A 24,711-nucleotide genomic window follows, 5' to 3' on the forward strand; every position below is an offset into this window, starting at 1 on the left:
AAATATGTTTATATATTGTAAAAATTAATATATTATATAATATTTTCAAATTTAATATTTTATTGCTATCTTAAAAATATTTTAAATCAATTGAGGTTAGAAAATAAAAAAATAAACTGTTTTAATAATCATTAAGAAAAATTAAGTATATTTTTTTAGGGGATTGGAATGTATAGTGATTTTTATAAAAACAAAAAGGTTCTTGTAACAGGTGGCTCAGGGTCAATAGGTAAAAAAATTGTTAAGGAATTAATCAAATATGACGTTGATGTTATAAGGGTTTTGGATAATAACGAGACAGAGCTCTTTAATTTAGAAAATGATTTAAATTCTTCTAAAATAAAGGTTTTTGTTGGAGATATTAAAGATTCACAAAGATTAAAAAGTTTATTTAAAGATATTGACATTATTTTCCATGCAGCAGCATATAAACATGTTCCATTATGTGAATATAATCCCCTCGATGCTGTAAAGACCAATGTTTTGGGAACTCAAAATGTAATAGATATGGCTATTTTGTGTGATGTTAAAAAGGTTATTTTAATCAGTACTGATAAGGCAGTCCATCCTGCAAATGTTATGGGAGCTACAAAATTCCTAGCTGAAAGACTGATGATGGCAGCTAGTGCATATAGTGATGATGGAACTAAATTCTCCTGTGTCAGATTCGGCAATGTATTGAATTCAAGAGGATCAGTTATTCCATTATTTAAAAAGCAATTAAAGCAAGGCGGTCCAATCACACTTACTGATGAAGATATGACAAGATTTATAATGAATATCTATCAGGCATCAAAACTTATTTTACAGGCAGGTATGCTATCTCAGGGTGGAGAAATATTCATATTGAAAATGCCGGCATTCAAATTAAGCGACTTGGTCGATGCAATGATTGAGTTTTATGCACCGGTATACGGATATAATCCAGAAGAAATTGATGTTAAAATCATTGGAAAAAGACCTGGTGAGAAGTTATATGAGGAACTAATGACCTCTGATGAGATGTTGACTGCCTATGATAATGGTGATTTATTCATCATCCGCGATGAATTAAATAAAAAACATCCTGATTTCATTTATAATTCAAATGAAATAGACCATTTAACAAAAGATGAAATTTTAAGAATTTTAAGTGAAATGGAAAATTAAGGTGTTTTAAATGAATATTCCATTTTCACCACCGGATATTTCAGATTCAGAGATAGATGAAGTAATTGATACATTAAAATCCGGATGGATAACAACAGGACCAAAAACCAAAAAATTTGAAAATGACATTACCTCTTATTGTGACAGTGCAAAAACTGTATGTTTGAGTTCTGCTACTACTTCTCTAGAAATGACCCTGCGTATTTTGGGAATTGGTAAAGGAGATGAAGTTATTGTTCCCGCTTACACATATACTGCATCATGCAGTGTCATCTGTCATGTCGGAGCGACACCTGTCATTGTTGACAGTCAAAAGGATAATGTTGAAATGGACTATGACTTAATGGCTGATGCTATAAGTGAAAAGACCAAAGCTATTATTCCAGTTGATATTGCAGGGATTTTATGTGATTATGATAAAATTTTTGAAGTTGTTGAAAATAAAAAGGAATTATTCAATCCAAATTCCGATTTACAGAAAATATTTAATAGAATCATTGTCATAGCAGATTGTGCACACGGTTTCGGTGCTGAAAAGAATAATAAAAAAGCCGGTACTTTCGCTGATTTCACTTGTTTTTCATTCCATGCTGTTAAAAACTTGACTACTGCTGAAGGCGGAGCTGTTACTTGGATTAATCATGAAGGAATCGACAATGATGAGCTATATAAAAAATATCAAATCTATTCACTTCATGGCCAGACTAAGGATGCTCTTGCAAAAACTACAGGATCATGGGAATATGATATTCTAATTCCTGGATATAAATGCAACATGACAGATATTCAGGCAAGTATAGGTTTAGTACAATTGAACAGATATGATGGTCTTTTAAAAAGAAGACATGAAATCATAGCTAAATATGATGCAGCATTCAGTGAATATCCATTTATCACTCAATTCCATAAAACTGAAAATTCAATATCTTCAGGACATTTATATCTGCTTAGAATCGAAGATATTGATATGGAAAAAAGAAATGAGATTATTTCAAAGATGGGTGAGCGTGGAGTAAGTACAAATGTCCATTACAAGCCGCTGCCTTTACTGACTGCATATAAAGAATTGGGATTCGACATTGCAGATTATCCGAATGCCTATAATTTATTTTTAAACGAGATTTCTCTTCCTCTTTATTCTACATTAAGTGATGAGGCAGTTGACTATATCATTGATAATCTTTTGGAAGTAGTGAAAGATTATTTCTAATTTTTTAAAAAAGAGAATTTGGTTTAGTTTTGTGGTGTTAATAAAAAAATAAAAGAATAAAATTCTTTAATTAGAATTGTATTCTGTTTCCAGTCCAATCATCATCGTTGAATGAATCAAGTTCGTCATCTTCTTCTTTTTTAGCATTTTTTGATAAAACGATGCTTGAGATTTTTGAGTAATATAAGAAAAAGATTTCTCCTTCATCATCTGTTTCTTTTAAGTAATCTTCATTGAATTCGACAGTGCTGTCGTTTTCATTATAAAAACTATGAACTTCATTTTCACATGATAATTGGAAGTATGTAAATTCATTTTTTGTCAATTCATCTAAAAAGTCTTGTATCATACCAGGGTATTTAATTCTGTTATTTTGTTTAATGCGCATATTACTTCCTCAAAATAATTTTTAACAATTTTTGAATTTATAGAAATTCTAAATGTTATATATATTTTAATTTGTTATTCTTTAAATAATTATCCTTAGAAAAATTTAATTATAATAATTTAGCTATAATGTACTCATCTAGATAAACGAATAATATTTTAGCTTGAGTATCATTTTTAATCAGGTTTTTTATTTTTGAAGCACTTTTCACTTCGTCAATAAGAGTATAATCGCTATTTGCAACATAGCCTATTTTTTGACCATTTAAATATGCAGCTATTGCATCAGGGTCATGTTCGTTGTCCTCTTCTTTAACTAAATTTATAATTAAATTCTCTTCTGGAGTAAAGTTATAGAAATAGCTGCCGGAAATGTTGATTAATGTATCATTGGTTGTTTTTAAATATTCGACTTGTGATTCAAATTCTTTCAGTTTATCGAATTCCTTATATGCAATCAGGTAAGCTTTTTTGGCTTCAATGGGTTCATGAAGGGCCTCTAAAATTTCACCTTTCAAAAAATAGAATTCAGACGGATCTTCATTTTGTGGAAGCATATCTATAGCATCATTGATTAATTCATATGCTTTTTCATATTCAAGTTCCGGAAAATATGTGATTTTGGCCCATCTGTATAATGCATTTGCCTTATCTGTATGTATTTCTTCTTTATCGGATAACTTCAGAGCATTATCATAACATTCAACGGATTTTTCATATTCCTTTTGATTATCTAAAATGAATGCTTTTAATGTCCAGTAATCCAAATCATTTTTTTTAAGACTTTTTTCTATCCAATCCAATGCCTCGTCATATCTATTTTCATTTATCAAATTGTCTATTTTGGATGTTTTTGGAATCTTGAATCTGGACTGCTTTGAGCTTTCGCTGGCATTTGATGAATCTATGTATAGATAATCTTCTGTTTTTTTCATTTTTATCAACTTGATATAATATATATCTACATCACATATTTTAATTTAATTAATTTCACATGTCCATTTATTTATATTGCATGCCTGATTAATTATATTGAACCTGTGTCAATCTAATATATTTTAATTAATTGGATATTGCAAATAATTCATACTATATTTTATTAAAAAATTTCTAAATAGATAAGAATTTTATATCATTTAAAATAAATACTAATTCAGAGGTAAAAAACATGGATTATGATGTTATTTATATTGGAAGTGGAAATGCTGCTTGGCAAGGTGGCCGTTTTTTAAGAAAAAAAGGTCTTAAAATATTAATCATTGAAGAAAGCTTATATGGTGGAACATGTGCAAACAGGGGCTGTAACTCAAAGGCATTATTGGACGCACCTTATGAAATCAAGGCATTGGCCGATAATTTTGAGGGTGTTGGAAAGTCAGGTGATTTCGAAGTTGATTGGCCGGCTTTAATGGAATTTAAAAGGAAAAGAATAGCCAATATGGCTCCGTTTTTGGACGGCAAATTTGAGGAGTATGATTTGGATGTTGCTCATGGAAAGGGAGTCATTATTGATGAGCATACGGTTCAGGTTGCAGATAAAAAGTTCACCACTGAAAAAATTGTCATTGCTACAGGTTTAAAGCCTGTCATTCCTGATATTGAAGGTAAGGAATTTTTGCATGACAGCACTGACTTTTTAGACATATCAGAACTTCCAAAGCATGCCATAATCATTGGTGCAGGTTTTGTAGGTATGGAATTTGCATCAATACTTGCTGAAGCGGGTCTTGAAGCTGATGTAATCATCAGGGGAGATATGGCTTTAAAATACTTCCACCAGCCATATGTGCACAAGGTAATTGAAATTTTAAAAGAAAAGAATATACGCTTCCATTTCAAAGAAAATGTAAAAGAAATTATTAGTAATATAGAAATAGATGATCCAGAATCTCGAGTTTTAAATGTAACATGTGCACAAAATTCAGATGAATTCCTAAGAGATCCTGATGCAAAAATAGATAATGTTGCATATGAAGATGGATTTACTGTAAATTGTGAAAGCGGACTTAGCCTAACCGGAGACTATGTAATTGCGGCAATGGGAAGGGAAGCCAATGTGGAGGATATTGGCCTTGAAAATGTCGGCTTGACATACACTAAAAATGGAATTAAGGTAAACGGACACCTCCAGACTGAAGTTCCAAACATCTATGCTTCAGGAGATGTTGCAGATACTGGAATAGCAAAACTCGTTACCGTTGCAATACATCACTCAAAATATCTTGCAAAAGAGTTGATTGGAGAGGCAGATGAGATAACATATCCTGTTGTCCCGGCTGTTGCATATACAATTCCAAGAATAGCTACTGTAGGTGTACCTGCATATATTGCAGAAAAAAGCGATGAATATGATGTTCACACTATAAGATATGGAAATTCATATTCACTGGAGCTTAAAAATGACACCACCGCCGAGGCTAAGGTTATTGTAGATAAGGATTTGCAGATTGTCGGTGCTGAAATTTATGCAGCGGATGCAGAAAATGTGGCAAATATGTTTACTTTCATTATTAATAAGAAGATAACCTTAGAAGAACTTGATTATATGATTTATGCATTCCCTTCAAGCAGTTCAGTCTGTTTGTATAAATTGCATAATATTCACTATGATTTATAAGGCTTTAAGCCTTTTTTCTTTTTTTTGATAAAACTAAAAAATTGTTTGTTTTTGCTTTAATTTAAAATATAACACTGTTTTTAGATATTTTTTTGCTGTTCTATTTTTCTTAAATATGTTGTATTTTTGTAGGATTTTATAATTTAAAATATTACAGTTAAGTAAAAAAGATACTAATTTAAAAATGTGTTTTAAATATAAAAATAATAATGAAAAATAAAGTTTTTTACATATTCATTCAGTTAATATAATCATATTATATATATAATTTAACTTTTTTTCATAATAGTTATATTAATTTAATATATAGATATTGTTTAATATTTTGATAATTTTTAAGTAAATTTTAATAACAATTTTTAAATAGGTATTTCGAATAACATAGTAATTAGAATAATGATTGAGGTTGATTATTATTCTGCATTAAGTAAAAAATAAATTTTATTTAAAAGGGCAAATCTTATATTTAATTAAAAGTATTTAATTTCAAGTAATTTTAATAACAAAATTGTAATAATTGGTATTTTTTGGTTTAGTGTTTTTAAATTATTTTAGAATTATTAATAATGGTTTTATAAATGATTTAAATTGCATGATAATAATCATGAATATTACTTATAAGAATTTGTTTGTTGGATTGATAATCTAATTTTGGGATAAAATAATTGTTTACTTAAATTTTATATTTGATTATAGTGTATTTGATTTGACTCTCGTTAAACAAAATACGGGGATTAAATTGAAGTTTAAACATATAATAAATATTTTAATTGTGTTTTTAGTATTAATGATGATGATCGGAGTAGGTTCAGCTGTTGATGATTCAATGGTTGGACTCGAAAATGGAAATAGAAATGGTGAAATTAATTTAGCAGACTCTGGGAATGATATTCTTGGAGCTTCTGGAAACTCATGGTATGTTAAGGCCGGTGCTACTGGAGGAGACGGATCTGAAGCTAGTCCTTATGGTAACCTGAAAGTGGCATATAATCATGCTAGTCCAGGAGATACCATTTATATAATGAATGGTACTTATACTGGGACTAATAATTTAAGGATAGAATTCACGAAAGAAAATCTTCAGCTTAGTGCATATGATAACTCAAATCCAATATTTGATGGACAGAAAACTAATCGTATATTTGATGTATCAGCTAAAGGAATGATGATTAGTGGTTTAACATTTATCAATGCTGTCTCAAAGGATGCATTTGGTGTACAGGGCAGTGTATTGGATATTTATAGTCCTAATGTGGTCATTGACAATTGTACATTTAAGGACAATATTGCTGCTGGATCTGGAACTGCTTATCAAAAAGGCGGAGCTATATTTGTATATAATTCAGGTTCTAATGCTGTTATTAAAAATTCCAAATTTATAAATAATACTGCTAATAATGACGGTGGAGCCATATTTATTGCTACAGATACTCCAAATACAAAAATTCTGAATTGTGAATTTATAGACAATACTGCTATTCGCAGTGCTGGTGGTATAGCAAACTGGGGACAAAATACTGTAATTGATAATTGTAATTTCAAAGGTTCAAAGTCTCAATCCTCATCTTTACCATATACTGGAGGTTCAATATTTTCAGTATATAATGTAAATATAACAAATTCCAAATTTGCTAATGATTATTCTAAAGCATTAGGTGGAAGTATTTATATCTATAGTAATGGTGATGGCAGTTTGGTTGAAAATTGTACATTTGATGGTGGTGTATCTTCCAATGGTGGAGCAATTGCAACAAGTGCAAGCACAACAATAAAAAACAATAATTTTAATTATTGTCAGGGTTATGCTATGGGCGGTGCAATATTATTGATGTCTTCTAACAATAATGTGGATGATAATACATTTAGGGGCAATTCCGCTAGACATGGTGGTGCAATTGTAATATATGAAGGTTCATCCAATAACAATATAACCAACTCAAAATTCAATGACAATCATGTAGCTTTAAGTAATGCTGATAATGGTGGTGCTGTTTACAGCTATGGTTCAAATACATTATATGAGAACAATACATTCCATCACAATGTTGCTGAAGAATATGGTGGTGCAATTTTTGAGTTAGTTCAAGCTGCAAATACAACAATTAATAATTGTACATTCACTGCAAATTATGCTCAGGCAGATGCAGGTAATGGTGGAGCTTATTTTTCAGCTTCTGAAAATAATACGATTATTAATTCAAAATTTGAAAATAACTGGGCTAAAGCAAATGGAGCAGCAATATTTATAAGAAAAAATAATGCTCTTATTGAAAATTCAAGCTTCAGTAAAAATCTAGCTGCAAGAGGTGGTGCAATTTATATAGGTACTATTGAAGGCAAATCTCCAATAAATTATACTATAAATAATTGTACTTTCAATCAAAATGGTGTAAATGAGTCTAAAGGTGGAGCAATCTATTCTTGGGCTGATGAATTGAATATAACAAATTCAAACTTCACTAAAAATATGGCTATGGCTGGTGGTGCAATATTATTTGAAAAAGGTCCTAATTTCTTGGAAAACTGTACCTTTGATGGAAATAAGGCTACTCGTTATGGTGGTGGAGCAATTTCAAGTACACGTCACGGTGAAATAATAAATAACTGTACATTTAGAAATAATGATGCGCAGGGTTATGGTGGGGCAGTAAGTCTTGATTATCCTGTAATTACAAATTCATTGTTTGTTAATAACTCTGCAAACCACGGTGGAGCAATATGTACTATTACAGCAAATGTTTCAAATTCAGAATTTTACAACAATACAGCTATAGATCATTGGGTTGTATTGGCTGCAACAAAATTGATTGAATATAACAATACTCATCCGGGCCAAGTTGCATTATCTATGAATCATACAAATTATGTAAATATTGAATATGATCAAGATAAGGAAATTGGTTATGCGCCAGGATATTATGTGTATTGTGTAGAAGAATGGGCAGACTATCCTCAATATGGTGTAATCTGGGAGGATTTAAGATATGCTCAAAGCAGTTTGACAGAAGAGGCTGTCGGACAATATCTAAAGATATTAATCTATAAATATTGGGTTAATGAATCAGGACACGATAACTTCCAAAGATTAATCAATATATTTTCAGATGAGGACTTCAGAAACAGTGATAATGAAATCGTTAAGGATGTAATTGCATTATATGGTAACGGATACAGAGTTCCTTCTCATAATGCTATTAAAGTAGATGATAACGGAACTGTAATAGTATATAATTTCAGAGAAATTATTACACCATCTGCAACACAGAACGTATTTGCATTTAATTTATCATATTATCCGAATGCAACAGTGGTTAAGGAATTGGTAAATAAGAGTGATATTTTCATAAATTCAACAGTTGATTTTAATATAACTGTTAAAAACAATTGTGACTTTAACTTAACATATTTGATTATCAATGAAACAGATTTCAGTGAAGGATTAATTTATAAATCATTTAAATCTGACTTTAATTGGACTTATGATAATGTAACAAAAGTTTGGACATTGGAGGATGATTTGGCTCCAAATAAAACTGCCAATATTATATTGACTTTCAATGTTACTAAAAATGGTAAAATGAACAATACAGTTAGTTTGCTGATTGGAAATTATACTTTGGACAATAGTACAGTTAACTTTACAGTTTATGCTCCTAATTTAACAGTTAAAAAACTCGCATTGAATAAGACAGTTTATATTGGTAATCAGACCGTTTTCACAATAATTGTGGAAAATACTGGTGATTACAATTTAACTAATGTAACTGTTGTTGAAAAAATCCCTACTGGATTGAAATTTGCTTCATTTAAAGGTGATGGATGGACTACAACCGACAATGTCACATTCAAATATCAAAAAACTTTGAATGTTGATGGCAAAGCAACTTTAAATATCACATTTGATGCAATTGAAGCTGGAAATTGGACTAATATTGTAACTGCTTCATCTAATGTTACTGGAAATAGGACTGCTGAGAATAATACTACTGTTTACAGGCCTGATTTGAAGGTTGAAAAGATTGCTTTGAATAAGACTGTTTATCTTGGTAATCAGACTGTGTTTACTATTGTGGTTACTAATACTGGTGACTGTGATTTAGGTAATGTTTCTGTTGTGGAAAATATTCCTGTTGGTTTGAAGTATAGTAGTTTTGTTGGTGATGGTTGGTCTACATTAGATAATATGACATTTACATATGCTAATGTATTGAAGGCTAATAAATCAGTCAGTTTTGATATTGTGTTTGATACTTTGGCTGCTGGTAACTGGACTAATGTTGTTACAGTGTCTTCTAATGTTACTGGAAACAAATCAGCTAACAATAATACTACTGTTTACAGGCCTGATTTGAAGGTTGAAAAGATTGCTTTGAATAAGACTGTTTATCTTGGTAATCAGACTGTGTTTACTATTGTGGTTACTAATACTGGTGACTGTGATTTAGGTAATGTTTCTGTTGTGGAAAATATTCCTGTTGGTTTGAAGTATAGTAGTTTTGTTGGTGATGGTTGGTCTACTGTGGATAATGTCACTTTCGTTTATGGTGGTGTGTTGAAGGCTAATGAATCAGCTAGCTTTGATATTGTGTTTGATGCTTTGGCTGCTGGTAATTGGACTAACATTGTGACTGCTTCATCTAATGTTACTGGAAATAGGACTGCTGAGAATAATACTACTGTTTACAGGCCTGATTTGAAGGTTGAAAAGATTACTTTAAACAAAATAGTATACCTTGGTAATCAGACTGTGTTTACTATTGTGGTTACTAATACTGGTGACTGTGATTTAGGTAATGTTTCTGTTGTGGAAAATATTCCTGTTGGTTTGAAGTATAGTAGTTTTGTTGGTGATGGTTGGTCTACTGTGGATAATGTCACTTTCGTTTATGATGGTGTGTTGAAGGCTAATGGATCAGCTAGCTTTGATATTGTGTTTGATGCTTTGGCTGCTGGTAATTGGACTAACATTGTGACTACTTCATCTAATGTTACTGGAAATAGGACTGCTGAGAATAATACTACTGTTTACAGGCCGGATCTTAAAGTTGAAAAGATTGCTTTAAACAAGACTGTATATCTTGGTAATCAGACAATATTTACTATTGTTGTAACTAATATTGGTGACTGTGAGTTAGGAAATATAGAAGTAACTGAAGAAATTCCAAATGGTTTAAAATATAATGACTATTATGGAAATAATTGGGTAAAGGTTGATGATTATAAATTTAAATATGGGGATGTTTTAAAAGTTGGTGAATCTGTAATTATTAATATCATATTTGATACTGTTGAGGCAGGTAATTGGACTAATATCGTTAGTGCTTCATCTAATTTAACAAAAGATAAAACTGCTAACAATACTACTTCAGTTTATTCTCCTGACATGACTGTTGTAAAATTGGCTAATAATGATGTCGTTTATATGGGTAATCAAACTTCATTTACTATTATTGTTAAAAATACTGGTAATTGTAAGCTTGGTGACATTTATGTGGATGAAATCATGCCTGAAGGGTTAGTTTATGATAGTTATGTAGGTAAAAACTGGAGTAAAGTTGAAAATAGATTTATCTACAATGGTGATTTGAATCCTGGTGAAGAAATTAGCTTTACTGTTTTCTTCAATACAACTAGATCTGGTAACTTCACTAATGTTGTTACAGCATCAAGTAATTTGACTAAAGATAAAAAAGCTAATAATACAACTAGAGTTTACACACCTAATATGGTTGTTTCAAAAATTGCACTAAATCCAATTGTTTACACTGGTGATAAAACTTCATTCATGATAACTGTTAGAAATACTGGAGACTGTGATTTATCTAATATTGAAGTGGTTGAAAGTATTCCTGAAGGATTGATATATGATAGTTTCACAGGTAACGGTTGGATAAAAGAAGCCAATAAATTCATTTATAATGGAATTTTAAAACCTGGCGAAACTAAAGATTTTGTAATTACATTCAACACAATTAAATCAGGTAACTTTACAAATATTGTTGCTGTATCTTCTAATTTAATTAAAAATAAAATGACTAATAATACAACAACTGTTTACACTCCAAGTTTGAAAGTAGAAAAAATTACTTTGAATGAATGTGTTTACGTTGGAAATCAAACCTCATTTTCAATTATTGTTACTAATACTGGTGATTGTAAGCTTGGAGATGTTTTCGTCTTTGAATCATCATTTGATGGATTAGTATATGATAGTTATTATGGAGATGGATGGATTAAAGAGGGTAATAAATTTATTTACATGTATGATTTGGATGTTGGTGAATCTGCTGGATTTATAATTGTATTTAATACAACCAAATCAGGTAATTTCACTAATATTGTGATAGCTGGATCCAATTTAACTGGAAATATCACAACTCAAAACAATACTGAAGTTATTCAAAATCATACAGAAAATAAAACAATCATTAATAATACAACTGATAAAAAAACATTTATCAAGCAAGATATTGGGTTGGCAACAGGTAATCCATTATTGATATTATTAATTGCATTATTAACCTGCGTAATTCCATTCAGAAAACAGAAAAAATAGGAGTTTTCTTAAACTTCTATATTTTTTATTTTTTTTAAAATAAGTCTTTTTTTAATTTTCAGGTATTTTTGTGTGGTTATTTTTTTAAAATAATGAAATAATGTTAATTATGTTTAAACATTATTCGGAGTCTTCTTTTTCTTTTTGTTTTTCTTTTAAATTTTCAATTCCAATAATCATTTTATACCTCCATAATCAGTTTAGTTCTTGATATAATATTTTGAATTAATATTATATAAATATTTAGGTATGCCTAAAAATTAGTATAAACTAAAAATTTTATAGTTAGTACTAATTAAATTGGGTTTTGGATGGTTAATGAAAAAATAGGAAAAATTTTTTTAAATTACTTCAAAGTCAACTAGCTTAATTTTATTTGATAATAAATCGTCAGTATCATCAATTTTTTCAGATAATTTAGTTGTAATGTATTTTTTATTGTCATCTGGAAATACTGTGGCAATTTTTAAATCATCACTATCCATTAAAACACTAGCTAAGAAATTGGCACCACTTGAAATACCAATTCCCAAACCAAATTCCTTGGCTATTCTTTTGGACATGTTGATTGCATCGCAGTCATGAATCAACACTATATCATCAATCAAATCTTCTTCAACGATTCCGGGAATGAAGTCATCGCCAATTCCTTCAATCATATGGCTTCCTTCTTCCATCCCCATTTTTAATATTGATAATGTGGATGGTTCAAGAGCAAATATTTTAGAATTTGGATTATTGTCTTTTAATCGTTTACCAATACCCATTAATGTTCCACCAGTCCCTATGCCTGATACGAAAGCATTAACATCGGGAATTTTATCAATTATTTCCTGTCCTGTTTTATATTGTGCCTCAACATTTAAAACATTATCAAATTGGAGTGGTCTATATGCACCATTTTCAATAGAAAATTCCTCTGCAAGTTCAAGTGCTCTTTTAAATCCACCTTCTTCTTTAGATACTAGATGAACATGAGCCCCATACATTTCTATAAGTTTTCTTCTTTCTAAAGAAACCCAATCTGGCATGAATATGTGGACTTCATGACCATAAAGAGCACCTATTGCACTAAAAGAAATCCCAGTATTTCCACTTGTAACTTCAACAATGGATTGTCCTTCTTTTAAATTTCCGTTTTCTCTTTCTTTTTGGATAATGTATGATGCAATTCTGTCTTTAATACTGCCTGAATAATTGTAGTATTCAAGTTTGGTGTAAATGCTTCCATTTCTGTTTTCATATTCATAGTCAATTTTGATCATTGGTGTATTGCCAATTAACTTTTCAATATTCATATAATTTCCCCAATTTATAGACTATAATAAATTTATGTTTTTAATTAATAAAAAGTTTTTTTAACAAAAATGTTATTAAATTTTTAAATAATCACTATATTTATATAATGTTTTTTATAGATTTTAAAATAATGAAATCTAAATTTATATTAATTGTTCTAATCTGTGCGATAATTATTTCAATCAGTTCAGTTAGTGCCGTTGATACAAAGTAATCAAATTGATTTAGGTAGCAATGAAGAGATTAATTTAATGGCTTCATCTGCAAATGAATCTTCTGATATGGTTTCATCTTCAAACAGCACAAATGTCGAATCTGAAGCATATTTGCTTTTGGATAATGATGCTGATAAAGAAAATATTAATGTTGGCGATTTAGTACCTGGATTATAAGCGTTCAAAATTATGGTCCAGATATGTCTAAAAATACTCAAGTGCATGATGAACTGCCTGACGGTTTGCAATACCTTTATCATACTCTGACTAAAGGTGTTTTTAATCCTGATACTGGAATCTGGTCAATAGGCGATTTAAATGTTGAAGATGGAAAAGTCTTTTTATATATAACGTGCAAGGCATTGACTTCTGGTGAAAAAATTAATAAAGCTAATTTAACTTCCGATACTTCTAATTTAAACAATGAAAGTTATGAGGAAGAAGAGATTGATGTTTTTGATATAGAGGACAATAACAATCATCTTAAACAATCATATCCTACTATTAAAGCAGGAAATCCGTTATTTTTAATATTAATTGCATTGTTTGGATTTGTCTGTCCATGTTTGAGATTTAAAAAATAGTTAATCTCTTAATTAATTTTATTTATTAAAAAAATTATAATAATTCACATGAAGAAAAATGAATTTCGCTTAATTTTATTAATTTTTATTATTCTTATTTTTGCATTTGCTGTAAGTTATCTGTTATTCCATGATTCTAATACTGCTGATTTTTCAAATACTGAAATTATAGCAAATAATTCAGCTCAGGATAATGGTACTGTTGAAGTTATTAAAAATATTGGAAATCCAAACGGGAAAAAGATAGCCTATGTGGTTGGGGTTCATCCTCTTGAAAATGACACGCACAAGACTTTTCTTAAGTTGATGCCAACATTGGATAATTTAAATTACTGCTATGATATTTATATCATTAATGTAACTGAAGATTTTAGCAGTTATGGAAATCTGCTTCCTGATGATCAGCCTGGACGACAAACTGGTCAGGATTTGGCTTTAAAATATGTCTATCCAAAAATTGTCAATGGAAGCTATGAACTTGCTGTTGATGTTCATGCCCATGGCGGAGCATATGGTGAATACAACACATTCGTTTTCAGTCCAGTAGACGGATCTGTCGGTGAAAGTTATGGAAGAAATGTGTCATCACTCAGTCAGAACATTTCTTATTACAATCCAAACCATACTACCAGCGGACCTTATTTGACAGTTCCTTTAAATCAGAATGGTGTTCCTGCATTTTATTTTGAGGAAAACAGTTTTATTTCACAGGATATTAAGGATTTGCATATGCTGGAATTAATCAAAGGTGTTGATAATCTAAAATTATAATTTTAGTTAAATTATAAATATTATTTTCTTTAAATAGTATAATATATTTGAAAAAAACTGAATAACTGATAAATATAGTGGTGATTCGATGTTGATTTTTTAAAAATTGATGATGATTTTTGGGACTTTCCATTTTATAGGGGAAAGCCTTCAATGCCCAAGTTTGGCTGGATAATATTGACGATTGTAGTATTGCTTAAAATGTTAATGACTTTTGGATTGCTTGGTTTGCTTCCAATTCCGTTATTTTTGCTTCCTAGAGATATAGTGGCAATTTTGCCTTGTATAGTCTTTCTATTAGCATGGGTTTAAGCTTGCAGAGGAAAATTAGGTTTGTTTTTTAAAGTACCTACATTTAATGATGTGAAAATAATTATCATATTTTATATTCTTTCCAGTCTTTATGCATTTGCAATGATATTCATATTGGAATTTTTAGGATTTCATATGGCAACCAATACTGCTGATGCGGCATTACATAGTTTTTTCCCGTTTATTACAGATATCGTAATTAAGCTAATATCATTGCTTGAAGAAGAATTGTTTAAGGTAACATTATTGATTATTTTAATGGCTGTGATTTATTATTTCACGAAAGATAAGAAGATTTCAGTTTGGGTTGGTGTTTTCTTAAACTTGATAATTTTCGGGTCATGTCATTTTACAGCTTATAATGGAAACATTGTTCAATGTATTGTAGTTATTGGGCTTGGAAGCTTTTTTGATTTATTTGTTTATTTAAAATAGTTGAAGTCAAATTTTTTCTTTTTTTCATGATATTATTATCACCGTTTAATTAATTTCGGCACTGATTAAATTAAATATAAATTATCAACTACTAAAATTTTAAGAGTATCATTAAATTATATGATGGTTAATTTTAAATTCATAATGTTTATTTTATAATATGTAGATGGGGTAGTATTATAATCTATTTTTCTACAACAATTTTCCCGCTCATGTAATCAATTGTTAATTCAAACACTTCTGTTTTATCCAATAGTCTGTCGATTTCTTTTTTTGTTTCTTCAGGAGTTGGAAAGAACTTATTTCCAAGATATGTTAATTTATCTCTTTTTTCATTATCATCACTTAAAGTTCTGATTTTTCCAAACACTATAACACTTTTAAAGGTATACCACCATTCACCTTCATTTTTCACTCCGTTATCTATAACGCAATATGACACTTTTGGATAATTTTTTATGGCATCATTTTTATGTCCTTTTTTAGCCCCGTGGAAATATATCCTTTCATCAACATATACATGGCTCATTGGTACAGCATATGGATATTCATTGTCTCCAAGCACTGCCAATACTCCTCTTGGCTGATTGGTTAATATGTCAACACATTCTTCTTTTGATAATTGCTGTTTATGTCTTCTCATTTTTCTGAACATAATTTTGTCTATGTCTGCTTGAAATAAATAATTTTTTCTTTTTTTAGGGATGTAAACACAAAGAATATTTTTTATATGAAAAAAATATATTTTTTAATAATGAATAAAAATGATGAAGATAAATTTGTTATTATTTTAGGTTGTTTATTATTATTTTCCGTACAAATTTTAGGCAATATGATTGTTATTGCAATTCCATCCATTACTGAAACTTTAAAATTAAGTATGGATGCATCAAATGCAGTTACATTAGTATATTTGGTTTTAGTCATTTCCCTGATTTTGCCTTTTGGTAAATTCATATCCAAATATGGTGTTGGAAAGTATCTCAAGATAGGAATTATTTTAGGTATTATTAGTTTATTTATCTGCGCAATAGCTCCAAATTATTTGATTTTTATCATTGGAAGAATTCTTCAAGGTATCTCAACTGCATTAATATGCTGTGCAATTAATTTAACTTTATCCTTACAACTTTCTGGTGAAACATTTGGAAGGGGAATTGGAATTGTTTTATCATTAGGTTATGGAGGTTTAACTTTATCGTATCTATTTTCAGGGTTTATTACTTATTATCTGTCTTGGAGAGTATTATTTTTATCATTGATTCCATTTTATATTATTGCTTTATATATTTTAATTAAATTAAATAAGGAATGGTTCTCAGAAAGTCAGATAAAGATAGATTATAAAGGATCAATAATATATTTTATTTTCATGATTTTATTATCAACTTCATTATCTTATCTTGATGATAAGGGGATTTTACTTCTTCCAATTAGTTTTATTTTGTTGATAGTTCTGGTGGTAGTTGAAAAGAATACTGAATATCCTCTTTATAATCTAAAATTATTGAGAAATCCGGATTATGTAATTGGAAACTATGCTTCCTTTGTTGTATTTTTCATAACATTTATCACAATATATATTTTGAATTTTTACTTGCAGTATCATGAAGATTATGATCCAAGTGTAACAGGTTTATTTTTGCTTCCGGCAGCTATTTCAATGATTGTGGTTGCTCACTTTGCAGGAAAATTAACCGTCAAATATGATGTAAGATTACTGTCTGCACTAGGTTGTGTCATTCTTATTTTTGCAACATACATTATACTTTTAATGGATTTTATTCCAACTTATTATATATTTTTAGCATGTATTGTTCTTGGAATTGCTGAAGGATTCTTTTTAGCTTCTAATAATAGGCATGTTGTCCTAACAATTAATCGTGAACATTTCATTGATTCATCCACGTTTTTATTTACCAGCCGTGAATTTGGTAAAACCGTAAGTTTAGCCCTTTACTTCTTAATTTCCGGTCTGGTATTTGGTGATGCCGGTACTTATGAAGGCAATTTATTGCACCTTGTCATGACAGGGGAAATGATGATGAGGATATCTATGGTATTGACGGTAAGTGTCATCATTCTTTTGATTGGGGTTTGGTATAAAAACAAAAGAAATTCAAAAAAAGTTGAAAGTAAGTAGAATATTACTTACTTAATCTGGCTCCAATTTTAAAAGCGGTTTCTAAGTCAATAGGGAACTGTTTTTCATGATTTAATTTTTTGTTTTTTTCATCAAAAGCAGCCATTGAATATTTTGAATAATCATTGACCTGCAATGTGTTGAATACAGGATAAATTTCAACTTCACCGTTCAGCATGTGGAATACCTGGGCTGAAGATTCAAGGTATTGCTTCATCATGGTTTCATAATAGTCTTTAGGTGCATTCATTGTATAGAATAATGCTACATTGACCTTGCCTTTATAATATGAGCTATGATTGTCATATGAAAGTATGCAAAATATCAGTCTTTCAAGTAAAGCTCTGTAATGGCTTGTAGGTTCTGACAGGTATATTGGAGAACCGATAATCAGGTTATCCGCATCCAATATTCTTTCAATCAATGGGGACAAATCAGCCTTCCAATAGCATTTGCAGCGTTCTTTTCCCAATTTTTTACAAATTAGACAACTCATGCATCCATGCAAATCTAGTTTGTAGAGGTCAATATATTCAACTTCCGCACCAACAGATTCCGCACCCTTTGCGGCTTCTTTCATGAGCTGTGCAGTATTCTATTTCCTTCTTGGACTGGCGTTAATAACAATTGTTTTCATATATTACTATATTTAAATTAAATTAATTAAACTTTAAGTTAAGTATCTTTTAGGTATGTTTTATATTGTCTTTATTTAAGATTAAATAATAGAATATATCGTTTTTTCTATTATTTTGACTTTATAATTCTTTAAATAAAAATTAAAGATAAAGATTTATATATTAATACTATAATACATAACAATTGTAATGATTAAATCAATTTGGTTGAGAAAATGAATGAAAATTTAAAGATTTTAACTATACAGGACATATCCTGCTATGGGCAATGTTCAATAACCGTTGCGTTGCCGATATTATCTGCATTCGGAATAGAAACTGCTGTTCTACCATCTGCAGTATTATCTACACACACATCTGGTTTTTCAGGATATACTGTTAGGGATTTGACTGAAGATTTGCCTGATATACGCAAACATTGGGAAAAGGAAGGAATTTTTTTCGATGCAATTTACACAGGATTCATTGGGTCAATAGAACAGTTGGACTATATTAAAGATATCATTGATTCAAGACTGAAACCGGACGGACTTGTATTTGTCGATCCTGCTATGGCAGATAATGGCGAATTTTATAATGGATTTGACCAGGAATTTGCGGATAAAATGGGTGAACTTTGTAAGTTAGGAGATTTTATTCTTCCAAACACAACCGAAGCATGTTATATTTTACGCAAACCATGGAAAGAACAGTTTACCAAAGAAGAAATGATTGAAATGGCAAATGAGCTTTCCAAATTTACAAATAGACATGTAATCTTAAAAGGATACCAAAATGATAATAATGAAATGGGAATGATTGTTCTTGACAAAAAAGATTCTTCATTGGACATTGTATATAATGACAAGGTAGATTATATGTCCCATGGAACAGGAGATGTTTTTGCCTCTTCATTTGTAGGATCATCCCTGAGTGGCAAATCACCGACTTCTGCTGCAAAAATTGCAGGTGAGTTAACCAAAAAGTCAATTGAAAAGACAATTGATGATCCAAGCCATAATTATGGAGTTAAATTTGAACAGGTAATTCCAGACATTTATAAATTGCTTAAATCAATTTAACTATTTTATTTTTTTTAAATATTTTTAAATACCTACATTTTCAAATAATTAATCATTGGGTGAAAATGTGGAAAAGACTTTTGATATTCAGGAATATTTGGCTAATGGTGCTGAAAATATAGTTAAAAATGCCATTTCAGCAACATTCAAAAATCCGAAGGAAACATTATTTCTAGTTAAATTTATTAAAAATAGCAGAAAAGCTACAAAAATAAGAAAGGAATATGCAAAAAAGGATATTAATATTCCTGCATTTCTGATTACCAGCATTACAAGCAGATGTAACCTCCATTGTGCAGGATGCTATTCCAGAGCAAATGAAATATGCACTGATAACATTCCAAATAATCAGCTAAGTGGTGATGATTGGGAGGATATATTCGCTCAATCAAGAGATTTGGGCATCAATTTCATTGTTCTTGCTGGAGGTGAACCTCTGTTAAGGAAAGATGTAATATTAAAGGCATGCAACTTTCCAGAAATACTCTTCCCTGTTTTCACCAATGGAACAATGCTTGATGATTACTATTTTGATTTAATTGATAAAAACAGAAATATTATACCCATATTATCTATTGAGGGAAACAAGGAACTTACAGATTCAAGAAGGGGAGATGGAGTATATAATCAATTGATTGATTCTATGAATTACATGAAAGACAATAATCTTATTTTCGGTTCATCCATTACAATTACAAATGAAAACATATCATATGCTCTTTCAGATGAATTTGTATCAAATTTGTATGATTTAGGTTCTAAAGTACTTTTTTTCATTGAATATGTTCCTGTTGATTTAAGTGCGACAAATTTGGTATTGTCTGATAGTCAAAGGGATTATTTGTTAGATGAAATTTGCAATTTAAGAGAAAAATATCCTGATATGCTTTTCATGTCTTTTCCCGGTGATGAAAAGGAAAGTGGGGGATGTCTTGCAGCGGGTCGTGGATTTTTCCATATTAATTCACATGGCGGTGCTGAACCATGTCCTGCCTCACCATATTCGGACATTAATGTAAAAGATACATCCATCTTGGAAGTTTTGGAATCAAATCTCTTTAAATCCCTTAGAAATAATGGTCTTTTGATGAGTCATCATGAAGGCGGATGTGTATTGTTTGAGCATGAAAAGGAAGTTCAGAAACTATTGAAAAAATAAATGATAACATATTTAAAATATTTTTTATTTAATAATAAATATGAAATATACAAAACTAGGAAATTCACATTTAAATGTCAGTAAAATATGTATGGGATGTATGGGTTTTGGAGACCCTACAAATGGAATGCATACATGGACACTACCGGAAAAGGAATCAATAGAAATAATCACCAATGGACTGGATAATGGAATTAATTTCTATGATACAGCAATAGGCTATCAAAACGGAACTTCAGAACAATACCTGGGAAAGGCAGTTCGTGAAAATGCATCACGCGAAGATGTGGTGATTGCTACAAAATTCCTTCCTCGCTCAGAAGAGGACATTAAAAATGGCGTTTCAGGTCAAAAGCATATTCATAACATGGTTGAAAAAAGCCTTTCAAACTTGGGTCTTGATTATATTGACCTTTATATCTATCATATGTGGGACTATAACACTCCGCTTTATGATATATTGGAGGGATTGAATGAAATAATCGAGGAGGGCAAAGTCAGATATATTGGTATTTCAAACTGTTTTGCATGGCAGCTTGCAAAGGCTAATGCCCTTGCAGAAGTCAATGACTTTTCAAAGTTCGTGTCAATCCAGGGACATTATAATCTAATTTTTAGAGAAGAGGAACGTGAAATGATTCCGCTTTGTCAGACAGACAACATTGCAACAACTCCATATAGTTCACTGGCTTCAGGCAGATTATCAAGAATGCCGGGTGAAGATTCCAAAAGGATGAATGAAGACTTTTATGCTAAGCTGAAATACCAGTCAACTGAAAAGCAGGATTTTGAAATCATAAAGAGGGTAAACGAGCTTGCTTGTGATTATGATGTTTCAATGACAGAAGTTTCCCTTTCATGGCTGCTCAATAAGGTCACATCTCCAATCGTCGGAGCTACCAAACTGCATCATGTTGACGGTGCTGTAAATTCTGTTGAATTGAACTTATCTAAAAAGGATATCGAATATTTGGAGGAGCCTTACATGGCTCATGATTTGGTAGGGGTCATGGCGGACAATAAGGTTTCAGCAAGCGACAATGAAAAGGTATGGGCCAAACACACAAAAGACAAGATTTAATTTTCAATAATATTTTTTAACTAGAATATGTAAGATATATTATTAATTAAAGACAGTTTTTGGGTTTGAATAATTATGAATATTTTGATATCTAATGATGATGGTGTTTTTGCACCAGGAATATTGGCTGCAAAACAGGCTGTTGAGGATTTGGCTAATGTTGTGGTCGTAGCTCCGGATGAGAATAATAGCAGTGTCGGTCGTCGCCTATCATTATTCAAGCATTTGAAAGTTGAATCATGTGAACTTGCAGATGGAAGCGAAGCCTATTCTGTATCTGGAAGTCCAGCTGATTCTGTTGTTGTTGGAGCAACTTATGTAATGGATGAAAGGCCTGATTTGGTCATAACAGGAATAAATCAGGGCGTTAACATAAGCTGCGATATCACTTCTTCAGGCACTGTCTGTGCTGCTTTTGAGGCAGTAAGTCTAGGCATTCCAGCTATTGCAGTATCGTTATTCATGGATCCCAAAACATCATTCAAACAGGATGAAAATGGGGAATGGTACGTTGATTATGATTTTACTTTGACTAAAAAGGTTCTCCATGATTTAGTTTTAAAGATAATTAATGACGGTTTTCCCGAAGGTGTAGATTTATTCAATCTGAATGTGCCTTCAAATTATGAAAGCGAAGAAGTTAAAATTACCACTTTGTCACATAAGATGCTTGATAAGAAAGTCATTGACAATACAGACTTGGATAAGGCAGAGATATTCAACTATCCTCTTGATGAAAATCAGGAAAGTGATGATTTGATTATGATAACATCAAATCTTGTTAAGGATTATGAAAAGGATAGTGACGGATATGCATTGATGGTTGAAAAAAGACCAAGTTTAACTCCTCTTGATGTAAATATGACTTATCATGAATTAAAAGAGTGGTAACACTTTTTATATTTTTTTTATAAATTAATTAAAGTAAATAATTTACTTTGGTGCACAATATGGATAATCGTACGGGACTGTTTACAAATGCAGTAATCTGGTTTGGAGTTGCTATTTCTGTTTCTGAAATTCAGGCAGGTATACAAATTGCATCTGCATCTTCAATTGGTTCCGTTTGGGTTCCATTAATACTTGGCCATATCATAGGTGGAATATTGCTTTTTTCTGTTGGCCTTATTGGAGCACGCCTTAGGGTAAATGCAATGGAATCAATAAAGTCAACATTCGGAAATTACGGTTCCAAGTTTTTTGCCATATTGAATGTATTGCAGCTAATAGCATGGGTGGCTGTTTTAAATGCACAGGGTGCAATGGCACTGATGGGTTTGAATCTTGAGATAGCTTTCCCGATAATATGTATGATTCTTGCCGTTCTTGTTGCTCTGTGGGTATATATAGGATTGAAACGCTCTTCAAAAGTTACAACAATTATCATGATGCTTTTAACAATATTGCTTATTCTGTTATCAGTTAAACTGTTTGCAGTTAAGTCATATCAGCCCTTGCCTGTGGCCAATGCATCTGCACTGACTTTCTGGAATATTTTTGAAATTTCCATTGCAATGCCTGTTTCATGGCTGCCTGTGATTTCAGATTATACAAAGGATGTAAAAAAACCTGTCAAGGCAACTGCAATTTCTGCTATAGCATATACAATTGCAAGCCTTTGGATGTATTTCATTGGCATAGAAATCGTAGGAATTGGAACACTGGATATTTCCCAGGCCATTCTCATTGCAGGTCTTGGAATTCAGGGAGTTCTTATACTGGTGCTTTCAACAGTCACGACCAATTTTCTTGCAACAAATTCTGCAGGGGAATCCGCAAAGGCAATTTTCAATAGATTAGACCCTAAAATTGCGGGGGTCATAGTCAGCTTTTTAAGTGCATTGCTTGCAATTTCAGGTATTATGAATCACTATATCAGTTTTCTTTATCTCATTACATCAGTATTTGCTCCAATGGCTGCTGTACTTATTGTCTCATTTTATTGTGGAAATGAACACAATGAAAGAAAGGATTTCTGCTGGAATATTTTTGCATGGTTTGTTGGTTTTATCATTTATCAGGTATCCGCAGGTTTGGATTCAGTTTTTTTAGGACCAACCCTTCTTGCAGTCATTGCATCATCATTGCTTTCATATCTTTGGATTAAGTTTAAAAAATCGGTATTCACCAATTCTTAAATAGAAAAAAATTATAAATGATTTTATTAAATTGCTGAAAAATATGATTTAAAATTCAATTTTTACTATTTTCATTCCTACATATGAATCAGAAAGCTTATTTAATAATTTATAAATGATATTGATGTCATCCAATTTTCTATAGCCGTTCATATATGATTTGGATGAAACTCTTTTGAAATTATTTGTCCATGAATTCAGCTCATTAACATCCTTAATGTGGAAATAGGAATCAATGTCTGATATTGCAGAGTCTTTTACTAATGTTTTCAGCATCAATTTGAGTCCTCGTTTGTTTGTAATGTCAAATGCAATAACTCCTGTGGTGAAGTGTTCGGTCATCTTTGTGAACAATGATTTTACTTCATCAAAAGTGAAATAGTAAAACAAGCCTAAACCTACAAATATAACGCCATTTTCATGAGGAATTTCGCTAAACCATTCAGTATCGTTGATATTGTGGATTATATTTTTTTCATTTTCTAAAGGGGGTAGCAGTTTATTTCTTGCTGTTATCACATCTTCAAAGTCTATATTGAAACCTCTGCATTCTCCATTATTGACACGGTTAAACAAATCATCAAGTCCGCAGCCTAAATTGACCACACTTGCTTTGGGGTTTGATTTTAAATAGTCCTTTATTTCCCATTCCAAATCATATTCTCTTTGGGATACTTCTAATGCTCCATAAACTCCAAAAATGGAGGTCATTTTCTTTTCCTGACTGGAGAAATCATAGTCTATTTTTTTAATAATTTCTTCAGCAGTAGGGTCATTAATAAGGTTAGGAAACTTTCTTTGAGCTATTACTCTTCCCATAAGTGGAATCATCAATGTTTCCTGAACAGAATTCTTTTCAATCTTAAATTTTTTCATTTTAAACACCATTTATCGATATTAATAAGATATTTAGTTTAACCTAAAAATACTTTTGTATTAAAAATTTTCAATTGTAA

Annotated in this window: 20 protein-coding genes and 1 pseudogene; 15 read left to right on the forward strand and 6 right to left on the reverse strand. The window is 30.8% G+C overall.

Annotated elements, in window-relative coordinates:
- Window positions 1-168 precede the first annotated feature (168 nt).
- Complete coding sequence (locus tag SM9_RS05320; RefSeq protein ID WP_058739152.1) at window positions 169-1,149, forward strand: UDP-N-acetylglucosamine 4,6-dehydratase family protein; 981 nt, start codon at window positions 169-171, stop codon at window positions 1,147-1,149.
- Window positions 1,150-1,159: 10 nt separating this feature from the next.
- Complete coding sequence (locus tag SM9_RS05325; protein WP_058739153.1) at window positions 1,160-2,359, forward strand: DegT/DnrJ/EryC1/StrS family aminotransferase; 1,200 nt, start codon at window positions 1,160-1,162, stop codon at window positions 2,357-2,359.
- 70 nt (window positions 2,360-2,429) lie between these two features.
- Here SM9_RS05325 and SM9_RS05330 read toward each other — a convergent pair whose 3' ends face one another.
- Together SM9_RS05330 and SM9_RS05335 are read right to left on the reverse strand one after the other, a co-directional pair.
- On the reverse strand, window positions 2,430-2,747 hold the full coding sequence (locus SM9_RS05330; RefSeq protein ID WP_058739154.1) for a hypothetical protein: 318 nt from the start codon (window positions 2,745-2,747) through the stop codon (window positions 2,430-2,432).
- Between the two features lie 109 nt (window positions 2,748-2,856).
- Window positions 2,857-3,681 carry a hypothetical protein gene (locus SM9_RS05335; protein ID WP_058739155.1) on the reverse strand — a complete coding sequence of 275 codons (825 nt, stop codon included), beginning with the start codon at window positions 3,679-3,681 and terminating at the stop codon, window positions 2,857-2,859.
- 233 nt (window positions 3,682-3,914) lie between these two features.
- Between SM9_RS05335 and SM9_RS05340 the strand changes: the two genes are divergently transcribed.
- The gene (locus SM9_RS05340; protein ID WP_058739156.1) at window positions 3,915-5,363 is read left to right on the forward strand and encodes a dihydrolipoyl dehydrogenase family protein; all 1,449 of its coding nucleotides are present in this window, start codon (window positions 3,915-3,917) and stop codon (window positions 5,361-5,363) included.
- A gap of 787 nt (window positions 5,364-6,150) precedes the next feature.
- Window positions 6,151-11,919, forward strand: a complete 5,769-nt coding sequence (locus SM9_RS05345; protein WP_198144445.1) for a right-handed parallel beta-helix repeat-containing protein — start codon at window positions 6,151-6,153, stop codon at window positions 11,917-11,919.
- 341 nt (window positions 11,920-12,260) lie between these two features.
- Here the strand turns inward: SM9_RS05345 and SM9_RS05350 are convergent, their stop codons facing one another.
- Window positions 12,261-13,217 carry a PLP-dependent cysteine synthase family protein gene (locus tag SM9_RS05350; protein WP_058739158.1) on the reverse strand — a complete coding sequence of 319 codons (957 nt, stop codon included), beginning with the start codon at window positions 13,215-13,217 and terminating at the stop codon, window positions 12,261-12,263.
- A 201-nt stretch (window positions 13,218-13,418) separates the two neighbouring features.
- Here SM9_RS05350 and SM9_RS11945 point away from each other — a divergent pair, with 201 nt between their 5' ends.
- The 5 genes from SM9_RS11945 (at window position 13,419) to SM9_RS05365 (ending at window position 15,535) form a co-directional block, all read left to right on the forward strand.
- Window positions 13,419-13,610 carry a hypothetical protein gene (locus SM9_RS11945; protein WP_232299189.1) on the forward strand — a complete coding sequence of 64 codons (192 nt, stop codon included), beginning with the start codon at window positions 13,419-13,421 and terminating at the stop codon, window positions 13,608-13,610.
- A 23-nt stretch (window positions 13,611-13,633) separates the two neighbouring features.
- Window positions 13,634-14,017 carry a DUF11 domain-containing protein gene (locus SM9_RS05355; RefSeq protein WP_058739159.1) on the forward strand — a complete coding sequence of 128 codons (384 nt, stop codon included), beginning with the start codon at window positions 13,634-13,636 and terminating at the stop codon, window positions 14,015-14,017.
- A 48-nt stretch (window positions 14,018-14,065) separates the two neighbouring features.
- Window positions 14,066-14,788: a hypothetical protein gene (locus tag SM9_RS05360; RefSeq protein WP_058739160.1), complete on the forward strand. Its 723-nt coding sequence runs from the start codon at window positions 14,066-14,068 to the stop codon at window positions 14,786-14,788.
- A 153-nt stretch (window positions 14,789-14,941) separates the two neighbouring features.
- Entirely contained in the window at window positions 14,942-15,100 is a 159-nt protein-coding gene (locus SM9_RS11950) for a hypothetical protein (protein WP_157064666.1), read from the forward strand.
- Between the two features lie 21 nt (window positions 15,101-15,121).
- Window positions 15,122-15,535 carry a hypothetical protein gene (locus SM9_RS05365; RefSeq protein WP_058739161.1) on the forward strand — a complete coding sequence of 138 codons (414 nt, stop codon included), beginning with the start codon at window positions 15,122-15,124 and terminating at the stop codon, window positions 15,533-15,535.
- A gap of 184 nt (window positions 15,536-15,719) precedes the next feature.
- On the opposite strand, the gene SM9_RS05370 is transcribed toward SM9_RS05365, so the two are convergent.
- The gene (locus SM9_RS05370) at window positions 15,720-16,190 is read right to left on the reverse strand and encodes a pyridoxamine 5'-phosphate oxidase family protein (RefSeq protein WP_058739162.1); all 471 of its coding nucleotides are present in this window, start codon (window positions 16,188-16,190) and stop codon (window positions 15,720-15,722) included.
- Window positions 16,191-16,289: 99 nt separating this feature from the next.
- Here SM9_RS05370 and SM9_RS05375 point away from each other — a divergent pair, with 99 nt between their 5' ends.
- Window positions 16,290-17,678 (forward strand): MFS transporter, encoded by a 1,389-nt coding sequence (locus tag SM9_RS05375; protein ID WP_198144447.1) that lies wholly within the window; start codon window positions 16,290-16,292, stop codon window positions 17,676-17,678.
- Window positions 17,679-17,682: 4 nt separating this feature from the next.
- Here the strand turns inward: SM9_RS05375 and SM9_RS05380 are convergent.
- A pseudogene (locus tag SM9_RS05380) lies at window positions 17,683-18,261 on the reverse strand (flavodoxin family protein); the annotation flags it as partial.
- 270 nt (window positions 18,262-18,531) lie between these two features.
- Between SM9_RS05380 and SM9_RS05385 the strand changes: the two are divergent.
- From SM9_RS05385 to SM9_RS05405, 5 genes are all read left to right on the forward strand, one after another.
- A complete protein-coding gene (locus SM9_RS05385; protein ID WP_058739164.1) occupies window positions 18,532-19,377 on the forward strand; it encodes a pyridoxamine kinase in 846 nt (281 codons plus the stop codon).
- A 67-nt stretch (window positions 19,378-19,444) separates the two neighbouring features.
- Window positions 19,445-20,536: a radical SAM protein gene (locus tag SM9_RS05390; RefSeq protein WP_058739165.1), complete on the forward strand. Its 1,092-nt coding sequence runs from the start codon at window positions 19,445-19,447 to the stop codon at window positions 20,534-20,536.
- 40 nt (window positions 20,537-20,576) lie between these two features.
- Entirely contained in the window at window positions 20,577-21,617 is a 1,041-nt protein-coding gene (locus tag SM9_RS05395; RefSeq protein WP_058739166.1) for an aldo/keto reductase, read from the forward strand.
- 75 nt (window positions 21,618-21,692) lie between these two features.
- Complete coding sequence (surE, locus tag SM9_RS05400) at window positions 21,693-22,508, forward strand: 5'/3'-nucleotidase SurE (protein WP_058739167.1); 816 nt, start codon at window positions 21,693-21,695, stop codon at window positions 22,506-22,508.
- A gap of 59 nt (window positions 22,509-22,567) precedes the next feature.
- Entirely contained in the window at window positions 22,568-23,755 is a 1,188-nt protein-coding gene (locus SM9_RS05405; RefSeq protein ID WP_058739168.1) for a cytosine permease, read from the forward strand.
- Window positions 23,756-23,803: 48 nt separating this feature from the next.
- Here SM9_RS05405 and SM9_RS05410 read toward each other — a convergent pair whose 3' ends face one another.
- Window positions 23,804-24,631 carry a class I SAM-dependent methyltransferase gene (locus tag SM9_RS05410; protein WP_058739169.1) on the reverse strand — a complete coding sequence of 276 codons (828 nt, stop codon included), beginning with the start codon at window positions 24,629-24,631 and terminating at the stop codon, window positions 23,804-23,806.
- Window positions 24,632-24,711: the final 80 nt, after the last annotated feature.

This window comes from Methanobrevibacter millerae (genome assembly GCF_001477655.1).
Classification (GTDB): Archaea; Methanobacteriota; Methanobacteria; order Methanobacteriales; family Methanobacteriaceae; genus Methanocatella; species Methanocatella millerae_A.

What these genes read in the sequence shown, in the direction of transcription:
- SM9_RS05340 (WP_058739156.1), top strand. Translation starts at nt 3,915, where the DNA reads ATGGATTATGATGTTATTTATATTGGAAGTGGAAATGCTGCTTGGCAA.
- surE (WP_058739167.1), top strand. Translation starts at nt 21,693, where the DNA reads ATGAATATTTTGATATCTAATGATGATGGTGTTTTTGCACCAGGAATA.
- SM9_RS05360 (WP_058739160.1), top strand. Translation starts at nt 14,066, where the DNA reads ATGAAGAAAAATGAATTTCGCTTAATTTTATTAATTTTTATTATTCTT.
- SM9_RS05355 (WP_058739159.1), top strand. Translation starts at nt 13,634, where the DNA reads ATGTCTAAAAATACTCAAGTGCATGATGAACTGCCTGACGGTTTGCAA.
- SM9_RS05335 (WP_058739155.1), bottom strand. Translation starts at nt 3,681, where the DNA reads ATGAAAAAAACAGAAGATTATCTATACATAGATTCATCAAATGCCAGC.
- SM9_RS05370 (WP_058739162.1), bottom strand. Translation starts at nt 16,190, where the DNA reads ATGTTCAGAAAAATGAGAAGACATAAACAGCAATTATCAAAAGAAGAA.
- SM9_RS05410 (WP_058739169.1), bottom strand. Translation starts at nt 24,631, where the DNA reads ATGAAAAAATTTAAGATTGAAAAGAATTCTGTTCAGGAAACATTGATG.
- SM9_RS05325 (WP_058739153.1), top strand. Translation starts at nt 1,160, where the DNA reads ATGAATATTCCATTTTCACCACCGGATATTTCAGATTCAGAGATAGAT.
- SM9_RS05330 (WP_058739154.1), bottom strand. Translation starts at nt 2,747, where the DNA reads ATGCGCATTAAACAAAATAACAGAATTAAATACCCTGGTATGATACAA.
- SM9_RS05345 (WP_198144445.1), top strand. Translation starts at nt 6,151, where the DNA reads ATGATGATGATCGGAGTAGGTTCAGCTGTTGATGATTCAATGGTTGGA.
- SM9_RS05385 (WP_058739164.1), top strand. Translation starts at nt 18,532, where the DNA reads ATGAATGAAAATTTAAAGATTTTAACTATACAGGACATATCCTGCTAT.
- SM9_RS05395 (WP_058739166.1), top strand. Translation starts at nt 20,577, where the DNA reads ATGAAATATACAAAACTAGGAAATTCACATTTAAATGTCAGTAAAATA.
- SM9_RS05350 (WP_058739158.1), bottom strand. Translation starts at nt 13,217, where the DNA reads ATGAATATTGAAAAGTTAATTGGCAATACACCAATGATCAAAATTGAC.
- SM9_RS05320 (WP_058739152.1), top strand. Translation starts at nt 169, where the DNA reads ATGTATAGTGATTTTTATAAAAACAAAAAGGTTCTTGTAACAGGTGGC.
- SM9_RS11950 (WP_157064666.1), top strand. Translation starts at nt 14,942, where the DNA reads ATGCCCAAGTTTGGCTGGATAATATTGACGATTGTAGTATTGCTTAAA.
- SM9_RS05375 (WP_198144447.1), top strand. Translation starts at nt 16,290, where the DNA reads ATGAATAAAAATGATGAAGATAAATTTGTTATTATTTTAGGTTGTTTA.
- SM9_RS05405 (WP_058739168.1), top strand. Translation starts at nt 22,568, where the DNA reads ATGGATAATCGTACGGGACTGTTTACAAATGCAGTAATCTGGTTTGGA.